The organism is Polyangium mundeleinium, assembly GCF_028369105.1.
Taxonomy (GTDB): Bacteria; Myxococcota_A; Polyangia; order Polyangiales; family Polyangiaceae; genus Polyangium; species Polyangium mundeleinium.
The window spans coordinates 3,698,601-3,718,795 of record NZ_JAQNDO010000001.1 but is presented as its reverse complement, the minus strand read 5'-3'; the positions used below and the strand labels follow the sequence as shown (position 1 = coordinate 3,718,795).

Annotated in this window: 17 protein-coding genes; 7 read left to right on the top strand and 10 right to left on the bottom strand. The window is 70.6% G+C overall.

What is annotated here, in order from left to right; all coding sequences use genetic code 11:
* Positions 1-14: 14 nt before the first annotated feature.
* On the top strand, positions 15-335 hold the full coding sequence (locus tag POL67_RS14910) for a PilZ domain-containing protein (protein WP_136971527.1): 321 nt from the start codon (positions 15-17) through the stop codon (positions 333-335).
* 43 nt (positions 336-378) lie between these two features.
* On the opposite strand, the gene POL67_RS14905 is transcribed toward POL67_RS14910, so the two are convergent.
* The 3 genes from POL67_RS14905 to POL67_RS14895 all read right to left on the bottom strand — a co-directional run bounded on the left by POL67_RS14905 (position 379) and on the right by POL67_RS14895 (position 3,042).
* Complete coding sequence (locus tag POL67_RS14905; protein WP_271918023.1) at positions 379-1,605, bottom strand: FecR family protein; 1,227 nt, start codon at positions 1,603-1,605, stop codon at positions 379-381.
* Positions 1,602-2,399, bottom strand: coding sequence for an RNA polymerase sigma factor (locus POL67_RS14900; protein ID WP_271918022.1), 798 nt, complete (start codon positions 2,397-2,399; stop codon positions 1,602-1,604). Before POL67_RS14900 ends, POL67_RS14905 begins: the two co-directional genes overlap by 4 nt.
* A 289-nt stretch (positions 2,400-2,688) precedes the next feature.
* A complete protein-coding gene (locus POL67_RS14895; RefSeq protein WP_271918021.1) occupies positions 2,689-3,042 on the bottom strand; it encodes a hypothetical protein in 354 nt (117 codons plus the stop codon).
* Positions 3,043-3,246: 204 nt separating this feature from the next.
* On the opposite strand from POL67_RS14895, the gene POL67_RS14890 reads away from it, so the two are divergent.
* Positions 3,247-4,110, top strand: a complete 864-nt coding sequence (locus POL67_RS14890; protein WP_271918020.1) for a purine-nucleoside phosphorylase — start codon at positions 3,247-3,249, stop codon at positions 4,108-4,110.
* The gene (gene cdd, locus POL67_RS14885) at positions 4,107-4,553 is read left to right on the top strand and encodes a cytidine deaminase (RefSeq protein WP_271918019.1); all 447 of its coding nucleotides are present in this window, start codon (positions 4,107-4,109) and stop codon (positions 4,551-4,553) included. The genes POL67_RS14890 and cdd overlap by 4 nt, the downstream gene beginning before the upstream one ends.
* A 21-nt stretch (positions 4,554-4,574) precedes the next feature.
* Here the strand turns inward: cdd and POL67_RS14880 are convergent, their stop codons facing one another.
* The 4 genes from POL67_RS14880 to POL67_RS14865 form a co-directional block, all read right to left on the bottom strand.
* Complete coding sequence (locus tag POL67_RS14880) at positions 4,575-7,367, bottom strand: response regulator (protein WP_271918018.1); 2,793 nt, start codon at positions 7,365-7,367, stop codon at positions 4,575-4,577.
* Positions 7,368-7,451: 84 nt separating this feature from the next.
* Positions 7,452-8,375: a PEGA domain-containing protein gene (locus POL67_RS14875; protein WP_271918017.1), complete on the bottom strand. Its 924-nt coding sequence runs from the start codon at positions 8,373-8,375 to the stop codon at positions 7,452-7,454.
* Complete coding sequence (locus POL67_RS14870) at positions 8,372-9,517, bottom strand: 6-phosphofructokinase (protein WP_271918016.1); 1,146 nt, start codon at positions 9,515-9,517, stop codon at positions 8,372-8,374. Before POL67_RS14870 ends, POL67_RS14875 begins: the two co-directional genes overlap by 4 nt.
* A gap of 19 nt (positions 9,518-9,536) precedes the next feature.
* On the bottom strand, positions 9,537-10,502 hold the full coding sequence (locus POL67_RS14865; RefSeq protein WP_271918015.1) for a DMT family transporter: 966 nt from the start codon (positions 10,500-10,502) through the stop codon (positions 9,537-9,539).
* Between the two features lie 134 nt (positions 10,503-10,636).
* Between POL67_RS14865 and POL67_RS14860 the strand changes: the two genes are divergently transcribed.
* On the top strand, positions 10,637-11,107 hold the full coding sequence (locus tag POL67_RS14860) for a hypothetical protein (protein WP_271918014.1): 471 nt from the start codon (positions 10,637-10,639) through the stop codon (positions 11,105-11,107).
* 13 nt (positions 11,108-11,120) lie between these two features.
* On the opposite strand, the gene POL67_RS14855 is transcribed toward POL67_RS14860, so the two are convergent.
* Both POL67_RS14855 and POL67_RS14850 read right to left on the bottom strand, forming a co-directional pair.
* Positions 11,121-12,602, bottom strand: a complete 1,482-nt coding sequence (locus tag POL67_RS14855) for a 2OG-Fe(II) oxygenase (protein ID WP_271918013.1) — start codon at positions 12,600-12,602, stop codon at positions 11,121-11,123.
* 49 nt (positions 12,603-12,651) lie between these two features.
* The gene (locus POL67_RS14850) at positions 12,652-14,175 is read right to left on the bottom strand and encodes a Do family serine endopeptidase (protein ID WP_271918012.1); all 1,524 of its coding nucleotides are present in this window, start codon (positions 14,173-14,175) and stop codon (positions 12,652-12,654) included.
* 188 nt (positions 14,176-14,363) lie between these two features.
* Here POL67_RS14850 and proC point away from each other — a divergent pair, with 188 nt between their 5' ends.
* Both proC and POL67_RS14840 read left to right on the top strand, forming a co-directional pair.
* A complete protein-coding gene (proC, locus tag POL67_RS14845; protein WP_271918011.1) occupies positions 14,364-15,218 on the top strand; it encodes a pyrroline-5-carboxylate reductase in 855 nt (284 codons plus the stop codon).
* Between the two features lie 164 nt (positions 15,219-15,382).
* On the top strand, positions 15,383-16,426 hold the full coding sequence (locus POL67_RS14840; protein ID WP_271918010.1) for a Ca2+-dependent phosphoinositide-specific phospholipase C: 1,044 nt from the start codon (positions 15,383-15,385) through the stop codon (positions 16,424-16,426).
* Positions 16,427-16,480: 54 nt separating this feature from the next.
* Here the strand turns inward: POL67_RS14840 and POL67_RS53600 are convergent, their stop codons facing one another.
* Complete coding sequence (locus tag POL67_RS53600) at positions 16,481-18,046, bottom strand: DUF2961 domain-containing protein (RefSeq protein ID WP_271918009.1); 1,566 nt, start codon at positions 18,044-18,046, stop codon at positions 16,481-16,483.
* 211 nt (positions 18,047-18,257) lie between these two features.
* Between POL67_RS53600 and POL67_RS14830 the strand changes: the two genes are divergently transcribed.
* A complete protein-coding gene (locus tag POL67_RS14830; RefSeq protein ID WP_271918008.1) occupies positions 18,258-20,183 on the top strand; it encodes a serine/threonine-protein kinase in 1,926 nt (641 codons plus the stop codon).
* The last annotated feature ends 12 nt before the right edge of the window (positions 20,184-20,195 follow it).

Sequence of the window (20,195 nt, the reverse complement as noted above, 5' to 3'; positions counted from 1 at the left end):
GAGGAGAGAAAGTGTTGCTCGATAAGCGAAGACACCCGCGCAGGGTCGTTCGATTGGCAGTCGCGTTCCAGATGGGGGATGGTCCGCGCGTCGATGCTTTCTCGCGCGACCTGAGCATCGGCGGCATGTTCATCGTCACCGACAAGCCCGCGCCCTTCAACGCGAGCGTGAACCTCTTCATGCAGCTACCGGGCGTGAAGCAAGAGGTGATGGTGAAGGCGACCGTGCGCTGGACCGAGCCCGATGGAATGGGCGTGCAGTTCGGTCTGATGGGCGCACGCGAGACGCACGCGATGATGCAGCTGCTCACGGGCGCGCCGCCGTCGATCCGCTGAGCAGGGAAGGTTTGTCAAGGCCCGGGTTCTGCCCGGGCAAACCTCACTGACCGAGCTGGAACGGCACGGAGACGGGCCCGCTCGTCCCGACGAACTTGCCCGGGCGCAGCGAGGCGAAGACGCACTGCATGAACCGAGGTTCGAGCGGCGGGTCGAAGCGCACGGAGGAGACGGCGCCTTCGGGGTCGAGCGAGACGGTCACCGTGGCCGCGACCGAGAGGCGAACGGAAGGGTCGCCGCCGCGGTAGTGCGTTTCGAAGCAGCCCGAGAGGCCCGCATGCACGGAAGCGCGCGTGAGGACGGGCGCGGGCGCAGGCGCAGGCGGCGCCTCGGGCACGACAGAGGGCGCCTCCACGGGCGCAGGCGACGCAGGGGGTGCGTCCGGACGATCGGGGACGTGCGGCAGCGGGCGCTCCGCGACGCTCGGAGGTGGCAGCGGCGTGATCGCGGGCTTCGGCGGAGGCGTGGTCTCCACGGGCGCAGGCGGCGCGGGGGGCGCGTCTTCCACAGAGAGCATGCGAGCGCTCTCGCCACCGTCGAGCGAGAAAGAGGCGCGCGCGCGGCCGACGAGGAGGCGGCCCGTGGTGACGCCGGGGCGACCCGCGGGGCCGACGGCGACCGCGCCATGCTCGAGATCCACGAGGACGTCGTCGCTCCCGCGGACGACGGTGAACGCGGTGCCATGCGCGGCGACACGCGTGCGGCCAACGTCGACGGCGAACGTCTCGACGAGGCCCGCGGAGATTTTTCGGGGCGTGACGTCGGCGCGCAAGGAGCCTCGTTCGAGGCCGAGGACGAGCGCATCGCCGGCCTCGGTGGCCGCGGCGACGACGGTCGCGCGCGCGCCGGGCGCGAGCGTGACGCGGACGATGCCACGTTGCACGAGCGTGAGCGGCGCCTCGCCGGCCTCCACGCCGTCACCGGGCCGAAGGTGCGAGAGATCCCGCTCGGACTCGCTGCCCGCGAGAAACGCGATCGTCTCGGGCGCGCGCCACCGGACGGCAAACCCCGCGGGCGCTTCGTTCTTCGATCGCGCGCCAAAACTCGCGACGGCGATCACCGCTGCAGCGGCCGCGCAAAGCGCGAGGCCGATCCGCGCGCCGCGCCCGATGCGAGGGAGCGCGCGGGATGCGCGCGCTTGCTCGTCCTGATCGATGCGCTCGTGGAGCTTCTGCTCGATCGCATCCCAGGGCAGCTCGGGCGGCATCTCGTCGGCGAGCGCGCCGCGCATCACCTCGAGGGCGCGCGTGCCGGGGTCGTTGTCGCTCACGTGGCTTTCCCCTCCGCCGGCACGTGCCGGCCTTCCTCGAGCGGCGCCGCCGCGGATCGAGCGCTCCGCTCGGACGCGCCGAGCTGCGCCCCCAAACCCCCGATTTCATCCACGAGCTGCGCGAGCGCAGGCTCTTCCCGCATGAGCTCGGCGAGCTCGCGCCGCGCGTAAAACAACCTCGTCCGGACGGTCAACACGGGCGCATCCACGATCGTCGCGATCTCGGCCGGCGCCAAGCCTTCGATGTCGTGCAGCACATACACCGTACGTTTCTTCTCGGAGATCCGATCGAGCAGCCGCTTGAACGCGGCGAGCCGACGCCGCAGCGTGGCCTCCTCGTCGGGCAAGAGGCCCGCGTCCCGCTCGTGCTCGGTCGCGAACGGCTCGTCGGCGAACACCGGACGGCTGCGCTCGGCCCTGCGGAGCATGAGCACCACATTCACCGTGATGCGGTGAATCCAGGTGGAGAACTTCGACTGCCCGCGGAAGTCGCCGAGGCTCCGGTGCACCTGCAGGAAGACCTCCTGCACCACGTCCTCGATGTCGCTGGCGCGGCCCAGCATGCGGAACACAAGCCGCGCCACAGCCTCCCGGTGCATCCGGTAGAGCGCCGAAAACGCGCCCCTGTCCCCGCTCCGGGCACGCCGGACGAGCTCGTCTACGTCGTCGACGGTGTCCACGAAGGCCCGGGTGGCCAGGCTCGCGCTCGGCCATGCGAAAAACGACGCAGAGGGGATGATGCGGCGCGCCGAGACCAGCGAGGGGATCGCGCGCGGCAGCGCCACGGGGTACACGAAGGGCTCCGTTGCGCGGCGGCGGGGCCGCATTCACCCGCCCGCCCTTTTGCACGAAATTTGTCCATTTCCCGCGGTCGGCCCCAACGTCGGCCCATGCTTTACATCGCCGTGGGATTGACCGTCGCCCTCGTCGCCGCCGACCTGCTCGACCTCTCTTCGCGCAAGCCCGCTCGGAGGCGCCTGGGCGATCTGTAACGGACGGCCCGAGCGCCGTCCGCGACGCACCCTTCGAAAAAGATTCGGGGGCGAAGCTTCGTCTCCCGAAGCCTCACCCCCGCCTCGTCACTCAGGCCGCGGCGGCCTTCTTCTCGCCGGGGAAGATCGCCTTGAGGTCGACCTTCTCCTGCTTCTTCTGCTCGAGGATGTGGTTCACCGCGCGGAGGATGCGCGTCTTGCTCGGGCCGCTGACGGGCTTGCCCGCGAGCGCCGACGCGATCGCGCGATCCGTCACGGGGCGGCCGCTGCGGGGCTTCTTGAGCCCTTCCTTCTTCTTCGCGCCGTCCTCGCTCTTGCGGGCGAGGCGCTTGGTCAAACGGATCGCCCGATCCTCGGGGCGCAGCTTCTCGATCTTCTGGGACGCCGCGATGATCCTGCGCGGGTCGATCGCCTTGGCCTTGAGGAACTCTTCGAACGTGCTCATCGGATTCACCTTGGAAGCTTCTGGAGAAGCGGGCTACGCGCGAGGTTGGGCGCTTTAGCCCCTCAACGACGCAGGAGGGCGCGCACCCTATCACGGTCGCTCGAACCCTGCACCCTTCTCGAAGCGACGAAGGAAAGGACGGACGGCCCGACGGGCGCGGGCAAACGTTTCCCCCGCCCGTCGCCCTGTACTAACCTCCGACAGATGAGCCTGATCTCCCACCTCGACGAGGCCGTCGCCGTCATCCGATCGAAGAGCCCGCTCACCCCGGTGGTCGGCGTGGTGCTCGGTTCGGGGCTCGGCGCGTGGGCCGAGCGCCTCGAGGAGCACGTGGTGCTCCCCTACAGCGAAATCCCGTTCATGCCCGTGTCGACCGTGATCGGACACGCGGGCAAGCTCTGGATCGGCCTCGCGAACGGAGTGCCGGTCGCCTGTCTGCAAGGCCGCGTGCACCTCTACGAGGGCCACGCGCCCGAGCGCGCGGTGTTCGGCGCGCGGCTGCTCGCCCGGCTCGGGTGTCGCGCGGCGCTCTTGACGAACGCCGCCGGCGGTACGAGGCCCACGTTCCAGCCCGGGGACCTGATGCTCCTCCGTGATCACTTGAACCTGACAGGCCAGAACCCGCTCGTCGGGCCGAACGAGGCCGGCCTCGGCCCGCGCTTCCCCGACATGACGCACGCCTACGATCGGCGGATCGCGGCGCTCGCGCGCGAGGCGGCCGCGGACGCGGGCGTGTCGATCCACGAGGGCATCTACGCGGGCCTGCTCGGTCCGTCGTACGAGACGCCGGCCGAGATTGCGATGCTGCGGACGCTCGGCGCCGACGCGGTCGGGATGAGCACGGTGCACGAGGTGATCGCGCTCCGGCACATGGGCGTGCGCTGCGGGGCGATGTCGTGCATCACGAACCTCGCGGCGGGCCTGAGCCCGACGCCGCTCGATCACGCCGAGGTCGAGGCGACCGCGCGAGCGTCGCGCGAGCGGTTCACGGCGCTGCTCTCGGGCTGGGTGAAGAAGGTCGGCGCGGCGATCACCGGCGGCGGGAGCTGGCGAGGAGGAGCAGCTTGACCGTTCTGCAGACGAACATCGATTGGGCGGTGCTCGAGCGCGCCGCGCTCGACGTGCAAACACGCGCGCATGCGCCGTACTCGGCCTACCAGGTCGGCGCCGCGGTGCTCACCGCGTCGGGTCGGATCTTCACCGGTTGCAACGTGGAGAACGCGTCGTACGGGCTCTCGATCTGCGCGGAGCGATCGGCGATCGTGCAGATGGTGGCTGCGGGTGAGCGGGCTCCGATCGCGCTCACGGTCGTGACGCCGGGGACGTCGAAGCTCGGGCCGGGCGTGGAGAGCCCGGCGATCGGCGCGCCGTGCGGGATGTGCCGGCAGACGCTCGCCGAGTTCGCGGAGGACCTGCCGATCCGGATGTCGGTCGCCGATCAGGAAGGGCTCTCGCGGATGACGTCGCTCGCGGCGCTCCTGCCGGAGGCCTTCCGCGCGAAATCGAGCTGAGCGGCCGCGCGGCCGCTCGGCTCACTCCGCGTCGATCGAGCGCGACTCGACTTCCTGGATTCGCTGCACGGCATGGAGGAGCGATTCGCGCGCGCGTTCGAGCGCGAGCTTGTCCTCGTCCCACCGCGCCCGGACGCGCGTGAGGCGCGACGCGGCGTTCACGGCGTCGGCCACGAGCGTGGCCTTCTCCGCGGCGAGCGCGTCGCGCTCCTCCTCGCGCTTCTTGAGCTCCTCTTCGAGCCGCACGACGTCGGCCACGCGCGCCGCGAGCTCCGCGCGGACCGTGCCCTCGTCTCGGCGCGCCGCGTCGGTCGCGCCGCGCGCCTCTTCGAGTTCGGCCCCGAGCGCGGTGATGCGTGCTTCGAGCTCGGCTGCGGCGGCGCGCAAGGTCGTCTCCTGCTCGGCGAGCGCGCGCTTTCGGACCTCGCGCTCTTCCTCTGCCTCCGCAGCGCGCGCCGCCTCGATCGCGCGCGTTCGCTCCTCCTGCTCCGCGACGGCCTTCTGCATGGCCTCTTCGGCGCCCTTGATCGCCGCGGCGTGCCGCGCTTCGAGATCTCCCACGGCGTGGGCGTGTTCGTCCTCGAGCTCTTGCACACGCGCCGCGAGCCGCTCGTCGGCCGCGCGTGACGCTTCCACGATCGCCTGCGCCTTGTCCGCGCTCGCCGCTTCGAGGGCCTTCGTGTGCTCCTCGCGCAGCTTTGCGATCTCCTCTTCTCGCGCGCGCTCCGCCTCGCTCGCGCCCGCCGTGCGCAGCGCCTCGATCGCCGCCGCGTGCTCGTCGCGCAGCTTCGTGATCTCCGCTGCGTGCTCCTCGCGCGCCTTGCCGAGCTCCGCGCCCTGCTCCGCGCTGAGATCGCCGATCTCGGCCGCGTGCGCGTCGCGCAGCTTCGCGATCGCGGCCGCGTGCTCCTCGCCGAGCTTCTGGATCGCGGCCGCGTGCTCCTCTCCGAGCCGCGTGTTCTCCGCCGCGTGCTCCTTGCCGAGCCGTTCGACCTCGCTCGCGCGCGTCCGCGCCTCCGCATCGGCGACCGCTTGCGAGAGCGTCTCGCTCGACGTCCGGAGTTGCTCCTCGCGCATCGCGATCGCGGCCTCTCGATCGAGCCGCGCTGCTGCAAGCTCCGCATCGCGCGTCGCGAGCTTCTCCTCGACACGTTCGAGCAGCATCTGGAAGTTCGTCACGCGTTGCTCGAGCGCCGCGCGATCGTCGCGCAGCTTGCTCAGCTCGGCGTCGCTCTGCTCGCGCGAGCCTTCGAACTCGATCATGCGATCGAGCTGATCGGCCTTCTCGCGCTCCAGAGCGAGCCCCTGATCGCGCAGCTCGATGATCTCCTTGTCGCGCTGCGAGACCTGCTCGCGCAGGGCGAGGATCTCCTTGTCCTTCTTGTTCAGGGCCTCGCGCAGATCGAGGAACTCGCGGCTCGACACGCCGCCGAGGCGCGAGGTGGCGGTGAGCGCCGCCGTGCCCGTCAAGCCGCCTCCGCCTTGCATGGTCGCCGTCGCCGCGATGGCCGCAGAGAGCTTTGCTTTGAGCTCCTCAGCCTCGCGCTTGAGCCGCACCACGTCGGCCGATCCCTCGCTCGCCTTGGCGAGATCGGCCTCGAGCCGCGACGTGCTCGCGCGCGAGGTTTGAAGCTCCTGGTCGAGGCGCGTGCTCTCGTCGCGGGCCCGCGCGAGCTCGGCCCGGAGCGACTCGACCTCTTGCTGGAACTGCGGCAGATCACCTTCGCGACGTGCGGACTCCCCCTGCGCGCGCGTGAGCTCGTCCTTCGTTTGTGCGAGCTCATCCTTGCTGCGCGTGAGCTCATCCTTGCTGCGCGTGAGCTGGTCCTTCGTTTGGTTGAGCTCGTCCTTGCTACGCGTGAGCTCGTCCTTGCTGCGCGCGAGCTCCGCGCGGAGTCGATCGAGCTCCGCCGTGTCCGCCGCTTGCGGGGCCGGCGGGCGCTCGCTCGCGCGGAAAGGCGCTGCGGGCGGGGGCACGGATCGCGTCGTGGCCGGCGCGGGCGCCGCGGTGGGACGTGGTGGAGGCGTGCCTGCCGTGGAGCCTCCGGGACGCGGCGGCGCAGCGGGAGGCGGCGCAGCAGCAACAGGCGGCGGCGCAGGCGGCGCGGCAGGCGGCGGTGGTGCAGGCGGCGCGACCGCAGGCACAGGCGGCGGCGCAGGCGCGACCGCCGCGACGGGCGCAGGCGGCGGCGCAGGCGGCGCAGGCGGCGCGGCCGGGGCCGAAGGTGCAGGCGGCATCAACGGGAACACTTGCGCCCGCGTCTTCTCCTCGTCGTCGTCGGCCATCAGCCGATCGAAGGCGCCGCCCAGGAAGTCGTCGATCTCGCGCTCGCCCGCAGCCCCGGCAGGCGCGTTTGCCTCCTCCTCCTCGACCTCCTCGACGTCTGCCTCCTCGATGACCTCGGCGTCGTCGATGACGATCGCGTCCGGCTCGATCGTCGCGTCGATCGGCACGAGGGCGCGGATGTGGCCGAGCAGCTCGCCGATGGCGATCGGCTTGTGCACGTAGTCCTCGGCCCGCGTGCGGAGCTTTCGGTGCTGCTCGAAGGTCTCGTCGGTCGACTCGCTCGACATGATGACGAGCGGCACGTCCTTGAGCTGCGGATCCTTCTTCAGCTTGTTGCACACCGAGAAGCCGTTCATACGCGGCAGCTCGATGGAGAGGAGGATCAGGTCCGGTCTGTCGTTCGCGGCGAGCGAAAGCCCGGCGTTGCCGTCGTCGACGACCTGCACGGTGCAGCCGAGACGCCCGAGCTCGGTACGGAGCTCTCCGGCAAACGCGTGATCGCTCTCGAATACGAGGACTTTGGTCATGTTTTCGGGCCGTTTCGACAGGCTCGGGGCCTGGCTAGCCAAGATATCGATCTCGTTCGAGGCCTGTCAAACTCCGCTCAGCGCTCAGAACCGCCCGACGATCGAGACGGTCCCCGGGCCCACGATGATCCGCGCTGACGCCTCGTCCTTCGCCTTCTTCGGCGCGAGCGCCCAGATCCCGACCGCCGCGCCCGCCGCAAGACCCGCGCCGATCCAGGCTCCGAGCGCGAGGCCATCGAAGGTGCGCACGCTGTCGATGCGATCCTCGCCACACTGCACCCGCTTGCGACACTCGATCGCGCCCGCCTCGGCATGCGCGCCCGCCAGAAGGTACGCCGCCACGCCGCCGCCGAGGAACGCGACCGCCGCGCCCCCCGCGATCCACGTGCCGAGCGGGAGGACACTCCCCTTCGACGCCGAAGCGCCTGATTTGGGAAGCCCCGGAAAGTCGATCTCGACCGTCAGCTTGGCCTCGTCCTCGGCCTCGACCCTCCTCGAAAAAGGGTCGTATCCCGGCGCCTTCGCCTCGATCTGATGCGCGCCGGGATCCACCTGCACGGGTGCGCGGAGGCTCGCCTCCGGGAGGGCCTGGCCGTCGATCGTCACGACGACGCCGCTGACGCCCGCAGGGACCTTCAGCAGGATCGTGGGGATGCGCGCCTCGATCTCCTTGCGTTTTTTCTCGATGGCCTCGCGGCGCGCCTTGTCCTTTTGCGCCTCCGCGATCTCTTCCCCGTGCTTCCACGTGGCCACGGCCGTGCGCAGCTTGCCCATCGTGGCCTGGCAATCGCCGAGCGCGAGGAGCGCCTCGGCCGTCTCGTGGATCGCGATCGCTTGCTCCAGCATCGGGATCGCGTCGTTGCAGCGCCCCGCCTTCGCCTCGACGACGGCGTCCCTCACCATCTCCTTGGCGAGCTGCATCTCGGGCTTGCTCGGCTCCTTCGCGAGCGCCGCGGGCGCGCCGAGCGCGAGCGCTACGCCGAGCGTGATCCCCCACGGGACCTTCACGACGCCGCCGTGCCTCCCGGCGCGAACTGGCCCGGCGCCTCGTCGCCGAAGCAGATGCCCATCTCGCGCGCGGTCGTCACCGTGTCGCCGTCGAGGTCCACCGTCTTCGTGCGCCCCGCGGTCTCGGAGAGCGGGATGAGTTCCACGCGATGGCAACGCAGCGCGACCATGCCGCTCTCGCAGCCCTGCACGAGGAACCGCACGGCCCCCGCGCCGAAGCGCAGCGCGAGCAGCCGATCGAAGGTCGTGGGCCCGCCGCCGCGCTGCAGGTGGCCGAGCACCATCGAGCGCGTCTCCTTGCCCGTGCGCGCGCCGATCTCCTTGGCCACGCGCTCGGCCACGCCGCCGAGCACGGCCACGCGCCGGAACTCGTCGCCCGTGTCGCGCACGATCACGTCGCCGTCCTTCGGACACGCCCCCTCGGCCGCCACGATGATCGAGAAGCGACGCCCGCGCGCCTCACGCTGCAAGACCTTCTCCACGATGGGCTCGTACGAGAACGGGACCTCCGGCATCAGGATCGCGTCCGCGCCGCCCGCGATCCCGGCCCGCAGCGCGATCCATCCTGCATGCCGCCCCATCACCTCCACGACCATGACGCGCTCGTGCGCCTCCGTCGTCGAGTGCAGCCGATCGATCGCCTCGGTCGCGATCGACACCGCCGTGTCGAAGCCGAACGTGAGCTCCGTGCCGTAGACGTCGTTGTCGATCGTCTTCGGCACGCCGACGACGAGCGGCAAGCCGCGCTCGAGCAGCGCGTTCGCGATCCGCATCGAGCCGTCACCGCCGACCGCGACGAGCGCGTCGAAGCCCTCGCGACGGAACCGCTCGACGAGCTCGCCAGAGCGATCCTTGGGGACGACCTTGTCGCCCTCCTGCGTCGGGTAATGGAACGGATCGCCGCGGTTCGCCGTGCCGAGGATGGTGCCGCCGATGTGCATGATGCCGCGCACGGCGTCGCGATCCAGCCGCACGAGGCCGCCGGGTTCGTTCTCGAGCAGCCCGCGGTAGCCATGCTTGATGCCCCAGACCTCGATGCCCCGCTCGATGGCGGCGAGCGTGACGGAGCGAAGCACGGCGTTCAGCCCGGGCGCGTCGCCGCCCCCGGTGTTGATGGCGATTTTCCGAATGGTGCGCGGCATCCCGACGGGAGGATCGCGGTCATCGGCCCGTTTGGCAAGGGGTCGACGCGAGCGCGGCCGCCGCCTTCGCCTCGCGCAAGCCGGACCAGGTGAGCCCTAGCCCCGCCACGATGACCAGCGCCGAGCCCGCGAGCCCGATCGGATCTTCGCTCTCCCCGAGAATCCCGATCGCCGCGAAGTGCGTCAGGACGACGCCGAGGTAACTCCACACGCCCACGCGGGCCGCACGATCGAGCGCGTACGCTCGCGTCATCGCGATCTGCGCGAACGCGCCGCTCGCACCCGTGCCGAGCAGGAAAAGCGTGCCTTCGAGGTCCGGCACGCGCAGCGTCGGGAGCGCGACGAGCGAGAGCGTCACGCCCGCCACGACCGAGAAATGCGCGACGATCGCCTCGGGGCTCTCGCGCGGCGTACCCGAGCGGCCCGTGCCCAGGCGACGCAACCAGATCATGGCGAGCGCGGTCGCGACCGCGCCGAGCAGCGAGACCAGCGAGAGCCGGCCGGAGAGCCGGAAGCTCGGGCCGGCGACGAGCGCCACGCCGGCGAACGCGACCGTCGTTGCAACCCAAACGATCCGGCCGCTTCGCTCGCCGAGCAGCCACGGCGCCAGGATCGCGATGAAGATCGGCGACGTCGCGCCGAGCGTCACGGCGTCGCCGAGCGCGATCGCCGGCGCGCCGAGCGTGTAGAACGTGCAGATCATCGCGACCGTCCCGCAGATCGTTCGGGCCCACGCCGTCCGCCGATCGTGGATTACCAGCGGTGCGCCGCGCATCCGCGCGACCGCGATGGCGACCGCGGCCCCGAGCACCGCGCGCACCGCGGCGACCTCCGACCACGGGAGCCGCTGCGCGCCGAGGCGCGTGCAGACGCCCATGATCGTGAACAGGACCTGCGCGGTGACCATCCACGCGAGCGCCCTCCGCGGGCCGCTCGTGGCCTCCGGGGTGCTCCTCTCTCGGCCCCCCGGCTCGACGCGGTTCACGCGCGCCCCGTACCACGCGACGAGCTTTCGTGCCCGCGCCTCGCGCCGAACCGTTGGTCTCCCCTGTGCGCGCTGGCCCTCCGTGATATGAATCGTCACGTTTGGGACGAACCTTACCTACGCAGGAGATCTGCATGACCCCGAAAGCCCGCAGCGCTTCGATCGACGCTGGCTCCGTGCCCGCGCTCTCGCCCCTCGCCGCGTTCGCCCTCGCGCACGCCGACGGCACCCGGACCGTCGCGGACCTCGCCTCCCTCGCGGCCGCCACCGGAACCGACGGGTGGACGCGCGACGCGATCTTCCGCGCGCTCGACGAGCTCGCCGATCTCGGCCTGCTCGAAGCGCGCGTGACGCCGCCGGCCGGGGGTCCTCGGGTTCGCCGCGGCCCGACGGTCGAGAGCGCGCCGGCCCTCGGCGTCTCCCCGGGCATGCCACTCTCGGCTTCCGACGACGACACTTCGCGGAAGAACCAGGAGGAGAGGGAGAAGCGGCAGGCCGAGCAGAGCGACAAGAAGCGGGCCGACAAGGGCGACAAGGACAAGAGCGCCCGCGGCGGCGAACAGAGCGACAAGCGCGGCGGCGAGCAGAGCGACAAGCGCGCCTGAAGCGCGGCCGCCGCTACCGGCCTGCCCCTCGCTCCGCTTTTCGCACGAGCCAATCGATCATCGCGCCCCCCACGTCTTGCCCGCCGACGAGCCGGGCACGCGCGAAATAACAGGGGAAGTTCACTTCCAGCACGTAATGGCGTCCGCTCGGATGTTCGAGCACGTCCACGCCGCCGAGCTCGACGTCGAGGGCCGCCGTCGCGGCCACGGCGCTCGCCAGGATCTCGGGCGCGGGCGGCGTCTGGTAATCGGCCGGATCGTCGGTCGCGTGGGTCCGGAAATCGTCCTCGTCTGTTCGATTGCGCCAGGACCCGACGACGCGGTCGCCCACGACGATGCAGCGGTGGTGCGTCGCGTCCGGGATGTAGGCCGAGAGCACCGGCATCCGGCCCGACGCGCGCGCGTGATCCATCGTGGAAAACAGCCCCGCCAGGCTGTCGATGCGCAACACCCCGACGCCCCCCGATCCACCGGCGAACTTCATCACGATCGGCAGGCCGCCGAGATCGTCCACGTACCGCCGCAAGAGCCCCCGGTTCGTCGTGTTCCCCCAGATCCAGCGCGGCACCGAAATCCCGCGACGCTCGAGGACCGCGCAATCGGGGCCTATCTCCCGAAAGACGCCGTCCGGCTCCCGATGAAACGTCACGACGCCCGGCCCGTAAAGCGCCTGCTCGACGCGCACGGCCGAAGACGAGACGGCCGGCCGGAAGAGCAAGGTCCCCGGCGGGAGCGGCTCGGCCGCCGTGAAATCGAAATCCGCCGCCTGCACCTCCTCGTAGGCGACCCCGCGCGCCGCGCAGGCCTCGCGCAGCACGCGGATCGTCGCCTCGGGTACGCCGTCGTTCACGCAGACGAACCGCCGCGAAGCAGGCTCCTTCCGCGCCGGCGCCTCGTCGGCCACGACGCCCGCGCGGGCCGCCTCGACGGGGGCATAAACGAAATACGTGATCGTCGCCTTTTCGCCCTCGCGGAGCGGGTTCGACTGGTGCAACGCGGCGCGATCGACGCTCCCGTCGGGCCGGTGGTTGAACCAGAGCGCGAGCCGGCCTTTTTGCGCGGCGACGGCCCTCGGATGCGGCTCGGCGCGCGGGAAAAACGTCTCGCCGCCGGACGCCGCGTCCGTGAGATACACGATCGCGGTCGCCACGAGGCACGCGCCGCCGATCGTGTATTCGTCGAGGTGCGGCGGATGCGCGTCGCCTCGCTCGTACCGGCGAAACCGGAACGTCGGCTCGACGAGCGTGCAGGAAAAACCGAGCACCGCCTCGATCCGCGCCGCGATCGCCGCGAGGACGGGGTCGGCCTCGACGGGGAGCTCGCTCGAGAGCCCCGTCTCGTTCGCCTGCCACGGGAGCCCCCGACGGGTGAGCGCGTCGCGATCGCCGTACGAGGCGAGCACGTGGCGCACCTCCTCGTCGGAGGCGAAGCCCTCCTGCACGTAGAGGCGCGGCGCCTCGGAAAGGTGCCGCAACGAGGACGGGGCAGGGTTCATGGGCCCGACAGCACCGCGCAGCGCGGGCGCTGTCAAGCCCGGTGGAGGCTCAGCGGATGGGGACCGCGGCGAACCGCGTGACCTTGCCGCGGCGAATCTTGGCGACCGCCACGGTGCCGGACTTCAGCTTGCCGAGCGTGGCTTCCAGCGCCTTGGCGTCACGCACGGGCGTGCCGTTCACGTCGAGCAACACGTCGCCCGGCGACAGCTCGCTCTCGGCATCCGTCACGCGATCGACGCGCACGCCGCCGCCCCCGAGATCCGAGAACTGGAAGCCGAACTTGTTCGCCGATGCGGCCGGCGCCTTCGGCCCGCGCGTGGGCTTCGCGTCGTCGTCGCCGACGTCGGCGTCGCTCAGTTGATCGAGCTTCGCCGTCACCTCGACCGGCTTGCCGCCGCGCAGGAGCGAGACCTTGATCGTCGTGCCCGGCGCGTGCCGCGCGACCTTGCGGGGCAGGTCCTCGGCGTGGTGGATCGGCGTCCCGTTCACCGCGACGACGATGTCGCCGGGCTTGATGCCCGCGCGCGCCGCCGCGCCGCCCGGCTCGAGATCCGAAACGAGCGCGCCCTTCGGTGTATCCATGCCAAACGCCTTGCCGAGGTCGGCCGTGAGCGGCTGGAAGAGCAGGCCGAGCTTGCCGCGCTCGACGTGCCCCTTCTCGCGGAGCTGCGGCAGGATGTCCTTCAGCGCGTCGACCGGCGTCGCGAAGCCGATGCCGTTCGCGCCGGCGCGGATGGCCGTGTTGATGCCGATCACCTCGCCGCGCCAGTTGAACAGCGGGCCGCCGCTGTTGCCCGGGTTGATGCTCGCGTCGGTCTGGATGAAATCGTCGTACGGGCCGGCGCCGATCGAGCGGGCCTTGGCGCTCACGATCCCGAGCGTCACCGTATGCCCGAGCCCGAAGGGGTTTCCGACCGCGAGCACGTGCTCGCCGACACGCAGCGCCTCGCTCGATCCGAGCGCCGCCGTCGGAAGGCCGCTCGCGCCGCGCAGCTTGAGCAGCGCGAGATCGAGCTTGGGATCCCGCCCGACGATGTCGGCCGCGAACTCGCGCTCGTCCGCGAGGCGCACCTTCACCTCGTCCGCGCCCTCGATCACGTGCGCGTTCGTCACAATGAACCCTTCCGCGTCGATGATGAACCCGGTGCCGAGCGCGGTGCGCGCGAGCGAGCGCCCCGGGTTCCGCGGCGAGCGCTCCCCTCCCCCGCCGCCCCCTTGGGGCCCGAAAAAGAAGTCGAAAGGATCGATTCCGCCGAAGCCCGGACCCCCGGAGGCGGAGGCGACCTTCTGCGTCGTCGTGATGTTGACGACCATGGGGGTCACGCGCTGGGCGAGGTCGGCGACGTCGAACGTCGCGGGCACGGGCGCGGGCGCGGCGGGCGCGGCCGTGTAGCCAGCGGCGGCCTCGGCCGAGACCTGCTGCGCGATCTCTTGCGTAGAGGGCGGCGGCGGGGTCGCGTGGGCCTCATGCCCGCAGCCGGCGGAGCCGAGCATTCCCGTGGCGAGCAAAAGGGCGAGCGCCGAACGCGATACAAATGAAGATGCACGCTGGGACGAACGGACGGACATCATGAATTCTCCCCTCGAACCTCCGGGCGAGCGAACCGGCCGAGGCTCCACTTCATTCCGAGCCTAACGGATGAATCGCGATACCGCGTTGCGCAACCCCTCGCCATGCGGTTTGGACGATCGCAGCACGCCCCGGATCCGCTGTCCCCTGCCGGAGCGCTCTGGTAGGGTGCGTCGCCGGAAGGGACACGATGAACGATCTGCGCAAGCGCATGGAAGGACGGCGAATCGGATTTCTGGGTGGCGGCAGCATGGCGTCCGCGCTCATCCGAGGGCTGCTGCATTCGGCCACCGTCACGCCCGATCAGATCCGGGCGAGCGATCTGAAGGAGCAGCGGCTCGCCGAGCTCCGGCAGACCTACGGAATCGAGACCACGGACGACAACGAGGGGCTCGTCCGCTGGGCCGACGTCGTCGTCATCGCCGTGAAGCCGCAGATCGTCGACCGCATCCTCGGCGCCATCGCGGCCGGCCTGAACGAGGGTGATGTCGTCATCTCCGTCGCCGCCGGCGTGCCGATCGAGGCCATCGAGGCGCGCCTGCCCGACCGCGCGCGCGTCATTCGATCGATGCCGAACACCGCGGCGATCGCGCTCGCGGGGGCCACGGCGATCGCGCCCGGCTCGCACGCCACGAAGGACGACCTCGAGGTCGCCCGTGCGCTCTTCGAGGCCGTCGGCCGCTGCGTCGTGCTCGACGAATCGCTGATCGACGCGGTCACGGGCCTCTCGGGCAGCGGTCCGGCGTACGTGATGCTCATGATCGAGGCCCTCGCGGACGGCGGCGTGAAGGTCGGCCTCGGCCGCGACACCGCGCTCCTCCTCGCGGCGCAGACCGTCTACGGCGCGGCCAAGCTCCAGCTCGAAACGGGCGAACACCCGGGCAGGCTCAAGGACATGGTCACGAGCCCCGGCGGCACGGCCATCGCGGGCCTGCACACGCTCGAAGCCGGCGGCCTGCGCCGCACGCTCATCGACGCCGTCGAGGCCGCCACGAACCGCGCCGGCGAGCTCGGCGAGCAGATGGCGAAAAAGCTCCGCCGGTAAACCCTCACCTTTCCGTCCGCCCCGCCGATCGAGCGACCCGGGCCTTCGGCCGCGCTCTTGCTCGTCCGCACGGCATGTCCCTGCCGTGCTCGATGCATTCCCCACCGCCGTCCGATTCTCCAGGCCTTGACGGTCCCCGCCAGCGGAGCTGTCATACCGGGATCATGCATTCTCGCCTTTCGCTCGGCTTATCCTTGCTTTCGCTGGCCTTCTCCCTCTGCGCGTGCGGCGGCACCGAAGGCCAGGGCGTCCTCGAAACGAAACCTTCGTTCACGTATCCGCTCGACGACGTCCTTCGCCTCCACCACGTGCAGGCGAAGGCCACGCACAACAGCTTCCACGTGGCGAACCCCGATCTCTCGGGGCCCGAGTACGCCATCGATCACGCGCCGCTCGACGTGCAGCTCGCGGAGCAGGGCGTCCGCAGCGTCGAGCTCGACCTCCGCTACGACGAAGGGCTCGGCGATTACAAGGTCGCCCACGTGCCCTTCCTCGACGAAGGGAGCACGTGCGCCACGTTCCGCGAATGCCTCGGCATCCTCAAGCGCTGGTCGGACGCTCATCCGGCCCACCTGCCGCTCACGATCCTGCTCGACCTCAAGGACCTCGCGCCCGGCGCGGACGCGATCGAGGCCTATTTCGGCACCCTGCACGAGATCGTCCTCGGCGTTTGGCCCGAAAAGCGCCTCGTGACGCCCGACGATGTGCAAGGTGATTCCGCGACGCTCGGCGAGGCCGTGAGGACCGAGGGGTGGCCCACGCTCGGCAAGCTGCGCGGTCGCGTGATCTTCACGATGTACAACCTGAACGATGGGTTTGGCACGGCCTATTCACGTGGTGGGACGAGCCTCGCGGGCCGGCTCGCCTTCACCCGCTCCGTGCCCACGGATCCCCACGCCGCGTGGACCCTTTACGACGATCCCACCGTGACGAAGGTGCTCATCGACGAGGCCGCGGCCGCGAACATGCTCGTCCGCACGCGCGCCGAGATCGACCTCGACGTGGTGCTCGCCGGCGACACGTCCTTGCGGGACGCCGCGCTCGCCGGCGCCGCGCATTTCATCACGACCGATTATCCCGCGCCGATCGACGGCACCACCTATCACGTGGACATCGAGGGCGGCACGCCCGCGCGCTGCAATCCAGTGACGGCGCCCGCGGAATGCACGTCCGAAGCACTCGAAGATCCCGCGTTCATGAAGCCCTGAAGACGGTTGCTCCGAACCTCACCCTCGCGTCTCGAAGCCGAGCCGCGCGCCGGTTCACCGATAAAGAAACGTCACGCTCCGGTACCGCTCCAGCGTCTCCGGCAGGCCTGGACCGATCTCCAGCGCGATCTCCGCGCTCTTCTGGAAGTCGATCCGGTCCGTGAGGACGTGGAACCGGCACGCGCTCGTGCGGGCCGAGGGCGGCGTGACCACGGTGCCCCACCATTGCGCGAACGGCGAGGCGTGGGGGCCAGCCTCGAAGTAGAAGGCGCCGTTCAGGTAATCCTCGGTGCCCGTCCCGACGACGGATGTCACGCCGTCGAGCACGGCGCGCTCGTCGCCCTCCAGGAAATTGAGCGGTTCGTCGAAGAGGCTGCCGTCGCCGATCCCGCGGCCCTCCAGCATCAGGCACGTGCCGGCCCAGCGCCCGTGGCCCGTGACGCTCGCGAGCGGATGTTCGGGCCCCGGCGCAGGCGCCACGGTCTCGTTGCGGACGACGTGGAGGCGGCCGAACGCCTCGCTCGGGACGGCCTTTTCGCCGCGGATCGAGAGCGCGAATTCGACCGGCGCCGCCGCCGCGCTCGTCGCCGAAAAGACCGCCTTCTTCTGGAACGGCATCGGGAGCCGCAAGGCCAAGCGCACCGTGCCCCCGTCCTTCGTCCCCGAGAGCACGAGGCTCGTATTCTCCGGCGGATCCAGCGTCGCCGCGAAGAGGTCCGAGAACGGCAGCGAAATGGCCGGCGCCGCATCGTCGTCCCAGCGGACGGACAACGTGACGTCGCGGAGCGCGGCGAGCTGCGCTTCGGCCACCTCGATGGACAATGCGTGAATGGTGGATGGTCCTGCCATCTCGGCCAGCGAGGTCGTTTGCCCCGGCTCGATCGTCACGGCCCCCGGCGCCACGAGCGGCTCGCCCGGAATCGCCCCCTCCGCCGTGGACGAGAGGACCGCGATCGCCTGATCCCGCGCGGCGAGGCGCGTCGGGGCCGCCTTGCGCGGCGCAGCCTCCGGGGAGAGGACCGCCCCTGCCTGGTGATAATAATATTCCAGCGGTCCCAGCCCATCCAGCGCAATCACGATTTTCTTGGAGAAGACCACGGGGTAATACCACGCGAGGTGGTTGCCCGGCCCGTCCCCGAACGGCGGCGCGAACATCTCCCCCGCCGTGCCGTCGATCACCGCCGCGAGCGGCTCCTCGACGACGGGGTTCGCCTCGTCGTCGACCCAGATCCGCAGCACCTCGTCGTTCGCCACGAGCCCGTTCCGGAGCGAGCTCGCCGTGAGCCAGAGCCGCGAAAGGTGACCCGAACCCGAAAAACGCGAGAGCACGACGCCCCGCACGTAGGGTTCGGGGCATACGGCCTCGTCGTAAATCGGCGGGATGAGCTGGTTCTCGCTGACGGAGGCCTCGCGGCCGCGGCACACGAAATGGTTCATGTCGCGGTTTCCGCGCTCCACGAAATCGGCCGGCGCGGGCGCGCCGCTCAGGCGATCCTGGCTCCCCGTCTGGACGTATCGATCCTCGCCCAGGACGGGCAATGCCCCGAAATCCGCGAGCGCTTCGAGCGCGGCCTCGTCTGCGAGCTCCTCGCGCGTGCCCGGCGGCGGGGGCGGCACCACGGGACGGGGATCGTCGCTGCAACCGGCGACGGAAGCGACGGCAAGAACGAAAAGGAGGGTGCGTGCGCGGTGGATCGTGCGGCCCATCGTCCGTTCAATGTGTGCCGATGCCGCGCCGGAGGCGAGCGCATTTTTCGTGCGCGACACAGGAGAAAAGTCGGAACCCGCACTTCTCCGGGCGGCAGGGATGGGGCATCCTTCGAGGCGCGCAATGGAATGGACCATCTCCGACACGATCCGCGTGGAAGACCTCCCGGCGGACGCCCTCGGCACCACGACCGTGGGCGCGGTTCCGCCGCGGAGCCGGCCCGCGGACGCCGAGCCTCCGGTGCTGCCGCGCCTGTCGCTCTCGACCGGGGCGATCGAGGGCAAGCCGCCCGTGCTTTCCTCGCCGGGCGTCGATCTCACCCTCGTGCGGCAGCTCGGGCAAGGCGGCATGGGGGCCGTCTACCTCGCCCATCAGCGCTCGCTCGATCGTCATGTCGCAGTAAAAATACCGCACGACGACGCGCCCCGGAGCGCGTCGCTGGCGATCATCCGCGAAGGCCAGGTCGCCGGCGCGCTCGAACACCCGAACATCGTGCCGGTCCACGCGCTCGGGCTCGACGAGACCGGGCGGCCGATTCTGGTCATCAAGCGGATCGAGGGCGTCTCGTGGAGTGATCTGATCGCGGATCCGCGCCATGCGTTCTGGGAGCGCGCGAGCCTCGGGGCCGAATCGCGCCTCGTCGCGCACCTCGACATCCTGATGCAGGTCTGCAACGCATTGCATTTCGCCCATACCCGCGGGATCGTCCACCGGGACATGAAGCCCGACAACGTGATGGTCGGCGAATTCGGCGAGGTGTACCTGCTCGATTGGGGCGTGGCGCGGAAAATCGATACGACGCCAGGCAGGGAGGCCGAGCCGCTCGTCGGGACACCAGCCTACATGGCCCCGGAGATGGCCTGCGGCGAGCCCCACGAGATCGACGCGAGGACCGACGTGTACCTGCTCGGCGCGACGCTCCACGAGATCCTCACGGGTAGCCCGCCGCACGCGCGGCCGAGCCTCTACGACGCGCTCCTCTCGGCGAGCGCGGCGGCGCCGCAAGATTATCCGCCCGAGGCCCCGGACGAGCTCGTCGCGCTCTGCAATGCCGCCATGTCACGCGATCGGGACGAGCGCCCCCCGAGCGCCGCGGCCTTCCGCGAGCGCGTGGCCGACTTTTTACGTCATCGCTCCTCGCTCGGAATCGCGAACGCGGCGAGCGAGCGCCTCGCGGCGCTGGAGGAGGCCATCGACAAGGGCGGGCCCGAGCTCGTCGCCAGCGCGGAAATCCTGGGCGGGCTCAGCGAATGCCGCTTCGGCTTCCTGCAAGCCCTGCGTGAATGGCCCGAGAGCACGCACGCCAAGGAGGGCCTCACGCGGAGCCTCTCGCTCCTCGTCGAGCGCGAAATCGTCCTGGAAAACCCCGCGAATGCCCGCGCCCTGCTCGAACGAATGGAAGGAGATCACGCCGCGCTCGAAGCGCGGGTCGCCGCGCTGGAGGAGAAAATCGAGGAGCGCCGGCGGCTCGAACGGAAGGCCGCGGAGATGGTCAAGGATATGGATTCGAGCGTGAGCCGGGGCGCGCGGACGCTCTTCGTCAGCGCCGTGGTCGTGACCGGCGCGGTCGCGATGGGCGCCCTCTCGATCCGCGAGGCGAGCACGCGCCATCCCTCGCCCTGGGCCGACGTCCTCGTCTTCGACGCGGTGATCCTCTCGCTTTTCCTCGCCGGCCTGTTTTTCGGTCGCAAACGGCTGCTCACGAACCTCTTCAACCGCCGGCTGCTCTTCACCGTCACGGCCTCGTTCGCCCTGAATGCCTTGCACGACGTGCTCTCCTATGTCCGCGGCGAGCACGTCTGGACCTCGGGCGCGATGGGCCAGCTCATCATCGGCTCCTGCCTCGTGGTCACCGCGATCAACAGCACGCTCGTGCTCCTCTGGCCGGCGGCGATCCAGCTCGCGGGCGGCCTGCTCTCGTTGTACGTCCCCTGGGCGACGGGCGCGATCAGCACGATCGGCACCCTCATCACGGCCGCGCTCGTCCTCGGGGCTTCGAGGTCGAGCCACGCGGCGGAGACGGCTGACGCGCGGCGCGACCCCGTGTAGAGTGCGTGCGCG